This window comes from Chitinivorax sp. B, from assembly GCF_005503445.1.
GTDB lineage: Bacteria > Pseudomonadota > Gammaproteobacteria > Burkholderiales > SCOH01 > Chitinivorax.
In genome coordinates this window covers 68,297-80,859 of sequence record NZ_SCOH01000002.1, presented here as the reverse complement: position 1 = coordinate 80,859, position 12,563 = coordinate 68,297, and the positions used below count along the sequence as shown (strand labels likewise).

The window sequence follows — 12,563 nt, the reverse complement described above, 5'->3', positions numbered from 1 at the left end:
GATGAATGACACCAGCAGAGACTGTATCAGCATATCACAGGCTGTAACCCACTCAGATTCCGGGCATGCCGCAACGGGCAATGCCGATGGATCGTTGCCGACCATCGGCATGTCACGCGGCTTACGGGGTGTAGCGATACAGACTTGCGTTGCCGATACGGGTAATCAGTGACAACTTGGCAACCAGTGGCGAGGCAGTCAGCTCTTGCTGCCGTCGATCCGGCACCACCAGGAAGAACCCACGGCCGGTTGTAACCAGTTCAGATGACGAGGGGAACTGGTGTGGAACCGTGCCCAGCTGTTTGCCAAACCATAGATCCGGGCTGGTGGAATCCACCACCGGGACGATCCGTTCAAGGTGAAACGTCAGGCTCGACAACAACTCATAGTCACGGTATAGCATGACCGGCGCCACTGCATGGTGTTGTTTGATGTAACTTGCCATATCCCGGGTGGAATAGTGCGGTTCTTTGCTTTGCAATGCATTCAACAATGCCACTTTCATCGGCAAGAACATCAGCCCGACCGCCAGCCAGCCAAGAATGGGGCGATTGAGGCGGAACAGCAGTGCCGCTGCCCCGGCCAGTACACTCCACGCCAACGCAACGGGTGCGGCCGGCAGAATATGCCATGGCATGAACGAAGACAGGCCTGGCGGTGCGAAAATCCAGGATTGCCATACACCGAATGCTGCACCGAATATACCCAACACCACACACGTCATGACATGTTGCTGACTGCGCTGCCAGCTTCGAGTCAATGCTTGAGCCAATACCAGCGCCATGCCCGGCAACGCCACCATGACGTAATAGTCTGCTTTGGATGATGAGATGGCGAAAAACGCAGTCGGCACACCAGCCAACAACCAGGCAAACCAGGTGAGACGACGATCGCTCGGATCTATCACGATATCGTGCTTGATTACCGCTGCTAGCATGACGATCGACCATGGGAAGAACAGGAAGATCAACCGCGGGACATAAAATAGTGGCGTACCACCAGCAAAATAGTCTCGCGGCATTCGCTGACCCGTAAAGCGGTAGACATGCTCATTGATGAAGTAGAACCAGGAAAACTCCTTCAACGTTAATGCTGCTGCTACATGCCAGGGCACTGCTATCAGGGCGAACAGTAGTAATGGCCACGGGGCAAACAATCGTTTCAGCCAAATATTGGCAGGCTGTTCACGGGCGATCCAGGCTAATGGGATCAGAACCATATAGAACAGCACCAATGTGACTAGGCCCTTAGCCAACACGGCCAACGCCAGTAAAGCATAGGCAAGCGACATCAATTGCTGGGATGGCTGAGTCAGACCAACATATGCGACCAGCAAAGCAGAGCACCACAGTGCGTTGTACAACGAATCCGTCATCTGCACGTTGCCCAGCAATACAAACCCTAGCGACGAGCCTAGAACGAAGGCGGCAATCAACCCGGCTAATGGTCGGCCAACCGCCCGGCCAAACCAGGCCAGTGTACCTATTGCTAACAATGATGCACTGATTGGTACCAGTCGGGCCGCAACATCCGTCACGCCAAACAACTTGAATGACAACACTGTCAAATAGTAGAGCAACGGCGGTTTTTCGAGATAGGGTAGGCCATTCAGATGTGGGATGATGAAGTCACCCCGTTCCAGCATTTCACGAGCTATTTCAGCATAGCGACCTTCGTTCTCATTTAATAATGCATATTGATCTATGCCGAAAAACAGATATATTAGTGGTAGTAAAAGCACCGCATAGCTGCTGGTCCGTTGCACAACTGTTTGATTTTTCCATGCTTCGATGGTAATCGAGGTTGCCATCGTGTGAACTCCTCCGTGCCCAGGGTTAAATTTCTTATTTCAAATATTTAGCCGGGCGCACTCTGTTTACTGTAAGACCATAAAGCTTAACCGGTAGATTCTCGTATGTTCAACTGATATTCGGGTTAAAATTGCCATCTTTTTTTCATCGCCTTTGATATCAAGAGTGACACCATGATCCAAGTCGGCGTCGTAATGGGTAGTAATAGCGATTGGGACGTGATGCAGCATGCTGCACGCGTGCTCAAAGAGTTCGGCGTGGAATTTGAAGCACGCGTGGTTTCGGCACATCGTACGCCAGATTTGTTGTACGAATATGCGGAAACCGCTCAAGAGCGCGGTTTGAAAGCCATTATTGCAGGTGCAGGTGGCGCTGCTCACCTGCCTGGCATGTTGGCAGCCAAGACTACTGTGCCTGTACTGGGTGTACCTGTCCCCTCGAAGTATCTGAAAGGTCAGGATTCCCTTTATTCTATCGTGCAGATGCCGAAGGGTATTCCGGTGGCAACTTTTGCTATTGGTGAAGCTGGTGCGGCCAATGCCGGCTTGTTTGCGGTGGCGCTGTTGGCCAATCAGGATGCCCGTCTGCGTCTGGCATTGGAAGCCTTCCGCGACAAACAGAAACAAACCGTCTTGGCGATGACATTGCCTGACGTGGAGTAAGTACCATGACCACGCCCCATATCCTGCCCAACGCCATGCTGGGAATTCTCGGTGGCGGCCAGCTTGGCCGCATGTTCACGATGGCTGCTCGTGCCATGGGCTACCGTGTCACCGTATTGGACCCTGATCCGGACAGTCCAGCAGGTGGCTTGGCGGATGTGCATATCTGTTCCAAATACGATGATCCCGGCGCACTGCAGATGTTGGTTGATACCTGTGCTGCCGTGACCACCGAGTTTGAGAATGTACCGGCGGAAAGTATGCGTTTTTTGCAAGCGCGAATGCGGGTGACGCCAAGTGCAGAATGTGTATCGATAGCGCAGGATCGTATCAAGGAAAAACGCTACATCAGTGGTGCAGGCCTGGGTGTGGCCCCTTTTCTGGCCATAGAGAATGAGGCGGATCTGGTACAGGCAATGGAAGCCTATCTACCAGGCATTCTGAAGAGTGCTCGTTTGGGGTACGACGGCAAGGGTCAGATTCGGGTCAAAACTGCAGAGGAAGTGCGTACCGTTTGGCAGCAAATGGGCAGCAAACCCTGTGTACTGGAGAAAATGTTGAACTTGAAGACGGAGATTTCCGTCATTGTCACCCGTACCTCCACTACTGAGGTCAGCACTTTCCCTGTAGCTGAAAATCAGCACGAATCTGGTATTCTGGATATCAGTATCGTGCCGGCACGGGTACCTACAGCCATTGCAGATAAAGCCCGTGAGATGGCACTGAAGCTGGCTGAGTCAATGAACTATGTTGGTGTGCTAGCGGTTGAATTTTTCGTACTGGACGACAACAGCCTGTTGATCAACGAGATTGCCCCACGTCCGCACAACAGCGGCCACTATACAATCGATGCCTGTCTGACCAGTCAGTTCGAGCAGCAAGTTCGTACCATGTGTGCTTTGCCCCCTGGGGACAATTACCTGCTCAAGCCAGTGGCCATGGTCAATCTGCTGGGCGATATATGGCGCGATGATGAGCCAGCATGGGACAAACTGCTGTCCCAGCCGAACGTCAAGCTGCATTTGTATGGTAAGACCGAGGCGCGTATCGGCCGCAAGATGGGGCACTTCGATGTGTTGGCAGATGATGTCAATGCAGCTTTGGCCCAAGCCATTGAATTGAAGCAGATGCTTCAACAGGCAGAGTGAGTGCGCGTTCCATTTTAACTACAGGTGCGTGGGTTGCTGCTGTACAGCAGGTGCTGCAGCAGCATGCCAATGTGCAGAATGCTGCTGCCATGCGTGCCTATCTGCGTGATCAGTTTGACTTCTACGGTGTCAAAACCCCATTGCGGCGTAAGCTGGTCAAGCCCTTGTTGCAAGGTGCCAAACACAGTTTCAACGAGGTAGGATTACTGGAAGCAGCACAGGCTTTATATGCCTTCCCGCAACGGGAGCTGCATTACGTCGCTGTCGACACCTTGGCTGCTGCAGTGGGCCAATTATCCGGCAATGCTTTACCTCAATTGGAAGCATTGGTCATCCAGCACAGTTGGTGGGATACCGTAGATGGCTTGGCGGTATGGGTAGTCGGTCCGCTGGTGCTGGCGAATCGCAGTTTGCATCATCGAATTGATGTACTCAGCCAGCATGAGAACAAATGGCTGCGGCGGGTTGCGATTCTTCACCAGTTGAAATGGAAGCAACAGACTGATATCCGTCGGTTATTTGCCTATTGCCATATCAATGCTGACAAAACTGATTTCTTCATCCGCAAAGCCATAGGTTGGGCGTTGCGCGAATATGCCTATACTGACCCGGATGCAGTCCGCGATTTTGTCGAATACACCCCGCTCTCGCCGCTTTCGGTGCGCGAGGCAATGAAACATCTGACGAAGGAATAGCCATGACTGGCCTGACTCAAACCAATCTGCAAAGTCTTAAGAAGATCTACTCCGGCAAGGTGCGTGATCTGTATGAAATCGACGAGCAACGTATGTTGATGATTGCGACGGATCGTCTGTCGGCATTCGATGTCATTCTGAATGAGCCGATTCCAGAAAAAGGCAAATTACTGACCTCTATTTCCAACTTCTGGTTTGACAAATTGCAGGGTCTGGTACCTAGTCATTTTACAGGTGACAAGCCAGAAGACGTGGTCAGCGAAGTTGATCGTCCCCAGGTGGAAGGTCGTGCAGTGGTGTGCAAGCGCTTGAAGCCGGTGCCGGTCGAGGCTATTGTACGAGGTTACCTGGCGGGAAGTGGGTGGAAGGAATACCGGAAATCTGGCACCGTCTGTGGCATTCAGCTGCCTGTGGGCCTGCAGGAAGCGGCCAAGTTGCCAGCGCCGATCTTTACACCTTCGACGAAGGCTGCGGTCGGTGACCACGATGAAAATATCAGCTTTGACGAGCTAACCAGCAAAATCGGTGTGGAGTTAGCTGAAAGGGTAAGGGATACCGCCATTGCGTTGTATAAAGCTGCGGCAGAATATGCTGCCACGCGCGGTATTATCATTGCTGATACCAAGTTTGAATTTGGCTTGGACGATAATGGCGTACTGACGTTGATGGATGAAGCGCTGACACCGGACTCCTCGCGTTTCTGGCCTTCAGAAAGCTACCAGATTGGTATCAATCCACCTTCATTTGATAAGCAGTATGTTCGGGATTGGTTAGAGTCGACGGGCTGGAATAAAACACCCCCAGCACCGGAACTTCCAGTAGAAGTCGCAGTCAGAACGGCAGAGAAGTATCGCGAAGCATTAGTAAAGCTGACACGTTAAATCTCCCTCCCTTGTGTTGACTGCGCCCCTCGGATGACCGAGGGGCTTTTTTTCGGATTCGTTTTGCCGCGTGTCTAATGAGCAGGAATACTGGATTCCTGCCAAAGGCAGCAGTAAACAGCGCCCGCTGCTGTTGTGAATTACAGGTTGCATTACTCCACGCTGTGCCACCTGCTGTTTCAGCGCCCTACAGACCTTTCAGCAGTACAACGGAGATCACAGCCGGAGCGACCCAGCTGACCGTTACCTTGATCATTTGCATGGCAACGGCAGGCAATTGATTGCCGTGCGCCAACTGCTTTTCGACCGCTTTCCATGCAACCCAGCCACCAAATAGTGCAGTGACAACCCCCCCCAGCGGTAACATGATGTTGGATGTCAGGTAATCCATCATGTCGAAAATCGTCAGGCCGAACAGTTTGATGTCTGCCCAAGGACCAAAGCTCAACGAAGCGGGAATACCACCAATCAGCATCAAAACGGATGGCACAATCGATGCGGTTCGGCGTGACCACTTCAGTTCATCGACGAAATAGCTGACGGCTACCTCCAGCAATGAAACCGACGAGGTCAACGCGGCAACCAACAGCAGAACAAAGAAGGCCGTACCAAACAGCACACCACCTGGCATATGGGCAAAAACGGCGGGCATGCTGATGAACGTCAAGCCTGGGCCGGCAGCTGGGTTCATGCCAAAGGCGAAGGCAGGCGGCAATACCATCAAACCACCCAGTAAGCAGGCCATGACAGCCAGGCTGACAATCCACATTGCTGTACCCGGGATGTGGGTATGTTCGTCAATGTAGGAGCCATAGGTGATCATGACACCCATGCCAAGCGATAGCGAAAAGAATGCTAAACCTAATGCACTGATGATCGCATCAATCGACAGCTTGCTGAAGTCAGGGCGGAACATGAATTCAACACCTGCCCAGCCGCCTGGTAGGGTTACCCCGCGTACGATCAATACCAGCATCAAAATGAACAGCAGTGGCATCAATACCTTCGACAAACGCTCGATCCCTTGTTGTACTCCGCCAATTACTACACCCAAAGTCAAGGCCAAAAACAGGCCGTGGTACACAATGGGTGTGATGGGTTGCTTGATGAAGTCACCAAACGCTGTACTGAGCTTGGCTGTATCTGTTGTTGCCAATTCACCAAAAGCGGTCATCTTGATATGGGCGATGGTCCAGCCTCCTACCACACCGTAAAACATCATGATGATCAAACATCCCAGTACTGTGGGGATGCCCACCCAGCGCCAGTGTTCGCCACCCAATTGACGGAAGGTGCCGACGATGCCGGCGCGGCCGGCACGACCCAGCGCCAGCTCCAACTTCATCAATGCCAATCCGAGCGTAAACGAGAAGGCTAGGAAGACGATCAGGAAGGCACCGCCACCATTGGATGCAGTGACATAAGGAAATTTCCAGATGCACCCTAATCCGACGGCGGAACCCGCGGATGCGAGGATGAAGCCCAATTTTGAGCCCCAGGTTGCTCTTTGCATGATGATTTACAGCTCCAGAAGAAGAGACGCCCGTATCGTTGGCCGCCTTAGGGTGAAGCAGTATCAGAGTGAGTCTAATGTTTCCTGAGTCATTGCCGGAAAATAGGTAGGCAATTGATTTATATGTGGAAATTGACTATCGATACCTGCCAAGAGGGTATCTAAAATAAAGCAATTGGTAGATTGGGGGAATTGTGCATGTATCGGATTGTGTAATGTGACAGATCTGTGTTATGAAATTTGATTCGTGACCGCCTCTCATTATTTGCAAGGGCTATCGGAAAACCGCAGTGTAATGATATCTGCATGGGTGACTGTGTGGCGTGTATGGATGATGTCTTTGCACGAACTCCAACTTAAGACGAGCCGCCATTTAGTGATGTATTTTCTGCATCGTGCTAGATAGGATTTTCTGTTAGTCTTCACCGGTTTAACTTAGCTCGAAGTACCGCAAATGCAGAACTCCGACCATCTGGCCGAATTTGTCGACTGGTTCCGTGCCTCGGCACCTTACATCCACGCTTTTCGCGGTAAGACGTTTGTCGTAGCGTTTGGTGGTGAGGTTGTTCAGGACGGTACTTTTTACAATCTGACTCATGATTTGAATTTGTTGGTCAGTCTAGGCGTACGCTTGGTGCTGGTCCATGGAACGCGCCCACAGATTGAAGCTGAAATGGCGGAAAAGGGGCTGACACCGGAATACCACGACGATATCCGTATAACGGATGGGGATGCGTTGGAATGCGCCAAACAGGCGGTCGGTCAAGTGCGCGTTGAAATTGAAGCCGCGTTGTCGATGGGGTTGCCCAACTCGCCAATGGCAGGCGCTGATATTCGGGTGGCCAGTGGCAACTACGTCACAGCGCAACCCATGGGCGTACGTAATGGCATTGATTTCAACTACACAGGAAAAGTCCGTAAGATCAATACCATGATGATCAACGGTAGCCTGGATGACGGTGAAATCGTGTTGCTGTCGCCATTGGGTTACTCGCCGACGGGTGAAGTATTCAATCTGACGCTGGAAAACGTAGCGACCGAAGCCGCTGTTGCCTTGCGTGCCGACAAGCTGGTATTCCTGACGGGATCTGGCGGTGTGGTAAACCGGCATGGTCAGTTGCTATCGGAGTTACCCGCACAAAAAGCCCAAAAAATCCTGGATGTGGCGACTGATTTGACCGAAGACATCCGTGTATATTTGCCCGGCGCCATTCGTGCGGCACGAAATGGGGTGCCGCGTGCCCATTTGATCAATCGTAAGGTAGATGGCGGACTGATCATGGAACTGTTTACCCGTGAAGGTATTGGTACCATGGTCACAGCTGAGCCGTTGGAGCAGATCCGGCAGGCAACCATTGACGACGTCGGCGGTATTTTGGCGCTGATTGAGCCGCTGGAAGACGAGGGCGTGTTGGTAAAGCGCAGTCGGGAACTGCTGGAGATGGAAATCAACCTGTTCACTGTGTTGAAACGCTACGACATGGTGATTGGTTGTGTCGCACTTTACTCCTACCCTGATAACAACATGGCCGAGCTGGCATGTCTGGCAGTTCATCCAGAATTTCGCGATCGTGGGCTGGGTGACAAGCTGTTGCAGGAACTGGAGCGTCGTGCTCGTCAGTTGGGTGGTATCAAGCGTCTGTTTGTACTGACCACACGTACCGCTCACTGGTTTATCGAGCGTGGATTCCAGCCAGCCAGTGTCGATGATCTGCCACTTGAGAAACAGCGTTTCTATAATTACCAGAGAAGGTCGAAGGTATTTATCAAGACGCTGTAATGCTCAGGAGGGTCACATGCGTCGCAAACGCTGGTATGTGGCCCTATTGTTATGTTGGGCAAGCCTGTTATCCGCGCGGGAACTGACGCTCGCGGTCGAACCTTTTCTCACTCCCCGTTCCCTGGTGGCTGCTTTTCAACCGCTTCGGGATGCGATCTCCGAACAAAGCGGTCATCAGGTGGTGTTGGTGACTGCTCGTAACTATGATGAGTATCTGGCCCGCTTGCTGCGAGGAGGATACGACTTTGCCATTATCGGTTCTCACTCTGCATTACTGGCTGTGGAACGAGCTGGCTATATACCCTTACTGAAAGCTGCAGGGGGGCTGAAGGCGATATTGCTGGTCAAACAGGGTGCAGCGATCAAGCAGATGAGTGACTTGAACGGACAATCGATTGCTTTTCCGAATGCACTGACGATGACTGCTATGCTGGGACGCGACATGTTTCGCCAAGCTGGCATGATCGATGGTCGTGACGTCACCTTCCGTTATAACGAATTCCAGAATAGTGCTGCGATGGCCCTGCTTAGGGGGGACGTGTCCGCCGCGTTGATCTCAGATCTGGCATTGCTGCCGATGACAGCTGAAATCAAACAAAGTGTCACAGTATTGTCGGAAAGCAGCGTCGTGCCATCGTTGGTATTGCTGGCGCACCATCAAATACCTGCACTGGAACGTGATCGAGTAACCCAGGCTGTGGTCCGTTTCACCATGAATACACCGCCGGAGCAGAATTTCCTGGTGCGCATTGGCATCAATTTCAATCGACCCTTCACTGATCAGGATAAGAAGGTGTTGCAGCCCTATGTCGAGGCATTGAAACGACGTCAGGGTATTCAATGAATGCATCACAACCGTATATTCCGCTCCGGACGAAATTGATTGCCACTACGGTAATTGTTCAACTGGTTTTGTTATTGCTGTTGGTATTCAATTTTTCTCGCGTCAGTGATCACCTGACGCAAGAAATTGTGGAGCGCCGCGTCAGTGAATTGAATACACTTTTGTCCGCAGCATTAACCCCCAGCATGGTAGCGAATGATTTCGCCGAAGCCAGCGATCTGATGGAAGAGATGCGCGGCACTGGCCAGCTGGATTATCTGGTGATTTATGACCGGCAAGGTCAACCAGTCGCTGCCAGCGGCTGGAAGCTCAATCAACGTGTGCCGCCCAGTTCAACGTTACCGGATATTGCCAGCGGGCAGACCCAGTTCCACGCTGTTGCACCATTGTCATTGGCGGGACAGGTTTATGGTGATCTTCGTTATGGTTTTACGATTCAGCATGTTGTACGGTCGATGCAGGATCTGTATTGGCAAAGTATGTTGATTGTCGGCCTTAGCATTGTGTTGTCTGCCTGGGTGCTGATTTTGTTCGGATTGCCGTTGACGCGGGCGTTGGGGCGTCTGGCACAAGCAACAGACGCTTTGGCTGTTGGCGAAACGGATGTTCGATTGCCTGTTGAGCGCAACGATGAGATTGGCCAAGTCGCCATCAGCTTCAATGGTATGGCCGATCAGTTGCGGTGGCGAATGGAAGCATTGAAGCAAAATGAACGCAGGTTGTATGCAATTGCCAATCATACTCATGGTTGCGAGATGTGGATTGAGCCAGGCGGCCGGCTGATCTGGGTGAATCCTGAGGCGATACGTGTCACAGGCTATACACCAGAGGCCTGTATGGCGATGGCAGATTTTCCATTGCCATTGATCAGCCCGTCAGACCGTGCTGATATGCAACGACGCCTGAATGAAGGTATGACACATCGCAGCCGTGAAGAAGTGGAATTTTGTGGGCTGAAGGCTGACGGGACAGAATATTGGGCGATTATGTCGTGGTTGCCCATCTTCGGGGCGGAGGATGAATATTTTGGTATGCGTGCCAGTATTCGAGATGCCAGTCATGAAAAAGACAGTCAGATTGTTCTCTCGCAAGCGGTAATTGAGTTGCAACATGCTCAAGCCATGCAACAACGCTATCTGGATTCGGCGGAAGAAGAAAAAGCCCGATTGACCGCACTATTGGGTGCAATGGCCATTGGCATTCTGTTTGTGGATCGTCACGACAAAGTGATTTATCACAACAATACATTTGTTGAGCAATGGCAGTTGCCACCAGATTTTGTTGCCATTGGTCAGCACCTGGCAACGGTATTGGCGGTGGCCAGCAATGCCCCTGAACCAGCCTCAGACCCGCCCGTGATGAGTGGAGCCGCTTTACTGGGCAAAACCGTATTGGAAGAATTGGTCATGGCGGATGGGCGGGTGATTCTTCGCCATAGCCACCCTGTGGTCGGGGACAACCATATTGCATTGGGGCAGGTTTGGGTATTTGAAGATGTTACCGAAATTCGTCTAGCCTCCGAACGCCTGGTGTATCTGGCAGAACGTGATTCGTTGACGGGGCTTTATAACCGGCATCGTTTCCAGCAGGATCTGGCGAGAGAACTTTCAATGGCTGATCACCATGGCCGGAGTTGTGGCCTGTTGTTTTTTGATCTGGATGAATTTAAGTACGTCAATGACACCTTTGGCCATGGCGCTGGTGATATGGTATTGGTGCGGGTCGCACGCGAGATTGAATTGCAAGTGCGACAAAATGAGCTGTTGTATCGTTTGGGCGGTGATGAATTCGCATTGCTGATCCCCGATGCCAATCTGGAGGCGATTGGGGCAATGGCAGAACGAATCGTGAAATCAGTCAGTCGCGTGAAAGTGGATTTCGAAGGCCAGCTGCTTCGAATGGGTACTAGTGTGGGGGTTGCCTTGTACCCAATACATGCGGCCAGTGGGGAGGATCTGGTTGCCAACGCAGACATGGCCATGTATCAGGCCAAAGCCGCTGGCAAGAACACATGGCGCGCATATTCGCCGGACCAAACCATGATGGCGGAGCTCGTTGAGCGCTGGAGTTGGTCGGATCGCATCCAGAGTGCATTGGATCAGGGATTGTTCGAGCTGCATTATCAGGGTATTTACGAAGCAGGCCATCAAAGGCTGACTCATTTGGAAGCCTTGTTGCGCATGCGTGATCTGGATGATCCAACCAGAATGATTCCCCCTGGCCAGTTCATTGTTGTGGCAGAAAAAACAGGCAAGATTCTTGAAATCGATCGTTGGGTAATTCGACAGGTTATTACCATGTTGGCAGAACGATCCAGCCTGCTACCTATTTCAGTGAACATCTCAGGTCGCTCGTTCGATGATCCGACGTTACCTGCTTTTATTGCCGACCAATTGCAGCAAAATGGCGTCAATCCATCACGGCTTTATGTCGAGGTGACGGAAACGGCCGCAGTGTCTGACTTGCAAGATGCCGAACATTTCATTGATGCATTACGTGCGACAGGTTGTCACGTGTGTCTTGATGACTTTGGCGCTGGCTTTTCATCGTTTACCTATCTTAAACATCTGAAGGCGGATGTGCTGAAGATCGATGGTCAATTTGTTCGGAACTTACCCAACGACACCGATTCCCAAGTATTCGTACAAGGCATGGTGGCAATGGCTCATGGGCTGGGCAAACTGACCGTGGCAGAATTCGTTGAGGATCAGGCAACACTGGAAATGTTGATCAGTTTCGGTGTTGATATGGTTCAAGGCTATTACCTCGACCAACCGCGGGCAGATCATCCGGCATTGGCCAGCATGCTTCAGGCCTGACGCGCTTTTTATGCAGTTTATGGCGCTATAATGCATGATCGCCGCAGGGGCGACTTGTCACAATTATGTCATCAATCGGCAGTAGACTCTGCCGTCTAGAAGGAATGCAACAATGGCTAGAATGGTTCATTGCGTGAAGCTCGGTCGTGAAGCCGAGGGCCTGGATTTTCCGCCACTGCCAGGGGAACTGGGTAAGCGCGTATTTGAAAATGTTTCGAAAGAAGCATGGCAAGGCTGGGTCAAACACCAGACCATGCTGATCAATGAAAACCGTTTGAGCTTGGCAGACAGCCGTGCCCGCAAATATCTGCAGGACCAGCTGGAATCGTATTTCTTCGGCCCGGGTGCAGATATGCCGCAGGGTTATGTCCCCCCTCAGAATTGATAAGCCGATAGCGGTATGATCTTGC

General features: G+C 51.8%; 10 protein-coding genes. 8 read left to right on the top strand and 2 right to left on the bottom strand.

Translation table 11 applies throughout. The features are described 5' to 3' along the window. Positions 1–121: 121 nt before the first annotated feature. Positions 122–1,810: an ArnT family glycosyltransferase gene (locus FFS57_RS01800; protein ID WP_137936042.1), complete on the bottom strand. Its 1,689-nt coding sequence runs from the start codon at positions 1,808–1,810 to the stop codon at positions 122–124. A 174-nt stretch (positions 1,811–1,984) separates the two neighbouring features. Here FFS57_RS01800 and purE point away from each other — a divergent pair, with 174 nt between their 5' ends. From purE to FFS57_RS01780, 4 genes are read left to right on the top strand one after another with little or no spacing between them, the layout of a single operon-like run. Further along, a complete protein-coding gene (purE, locus tag FFS57_RS01795) occupies positions 1,985–2,473 on the top strand; it encodes a 5-(carboxyamino)imidazole ribonucleotide mutase (protein ID WP_137936041.1) in 489 nt (162 codons plus the stop codon). Positions 2,474–2,478: 5 nt separating this feature from the next. Further along, positions 2,479–3,621: a 5-(carboxyamino)imidazole ribonucleotide synthase gene (locus tag FFS57_RS01790; protein WP_137936040.1), complete on the top strand. Its 1,143-nt coding sequence runs from the start codon at positions 2,479–2,481 to the stop codon at positions 3,619–3,621. Beyond that, a complete protein-coding gene (locus FFS57_RS01785) occupies positions 3,618–4,316 on the top strand; it encodes a DNA alkylation repair protein (protein ID WP_249383846.1) in 699 nt (232 codons plus the stop codon). The genes FFS57_RS01790 and FFS57_RS01785 overlap by 4 nt, the downstream gene beginning before the upstream one ends. Positions 4,317–4,318: 2 nt before the next feature. Beyond that, complete coding sequence (locus FFS57_RS01780; RefSeq protein WP_137936039.1) at positions 4,319–5,197, top strand: phosphoribosylaminoimidazolesuccinocarboxamide synthase; 879 nt, start codon at positions 4,319–4,321, stop codon at positions 5,195–5,197. A 187-nt stretch (positions 5,198–5,384) separates the two neighbouring features. Here the strand turns inward: FFS57_RS01780 and FFS57_RS01775 are convergent, their stop codons facing one another. Beyond that, on the bottom strand, positions 5,385–6,710 hold the full coding sequence (locus FFS57_RS01775) for a sodium-dependent transporter (protein ID WP_137936038.1): 1,326 nt from the start codon (positions 6,708–6,710) through the stop codon (positions 5,385–5,387). Positions 6,711–7,164: 454 nt separating this feature from the next. Here FFS57_RS01775 and argA point away from each other — a divergent pair, with 454 nt between their 5' ends. The 4 genes from argA (at position 7,165) to FFS57_RS01755 (ending at position 12,538) form a co-directional block, all read left to right on the top strand. Beyond that, positions 7,165–8,490, top strand: coding sequence for an amino-acid N-acetyltransferase (gene argA / locus FFS57_RS01770; RefSeq protein ID WP_137936037.1), 1,326 nt, complete (start codon positions 7,165–7,167; stop codon positions 8,488–8,490). A gap of 16 nt (positions 8,491–8,506) precedes the next feature. Next, complete coding sequence (locus tag FFS57_RS01765) at positions 8,507–9,334, top strand: phosphate/phosphite/phosphonate ABC transporter substrate-binding protein (RefSeq protein WP_171013509.1); 828 nt, start codon at positions 8,507–8,509, stop codon at positions 9,332–9,334. Next, positions 9,331–12,153, top strand: coding sequence for an EAL domain-containing protein (locus FFS57_RS01760; RefSeq protein WP_137936035.1), 2,823 nt, complete (start codon positions 9,331–9,333; stop codon positions 12,151–12,153). Before FFS57_RS01765 ends, FFS57_RS01760 begins: the two co-directional genes overlap by 4 nt. Before the next feature lie 112 nt (positions 12,154–12,265). Continuing rightward, the gene (locus FFS57_RS01755; RefSeq protein ID WP_137936034.1) at positions 12,266–12,538 is read left to right on the top strand and encodes an oxidative damage protection protein; all 273 of its coding nucleotides are present in this window, start codon (positions 12,266–12,268) and stop codon (positions 12,536–12,538) included. Positions 12,539–12,563 lie beyond the last annotated feature (25 nt).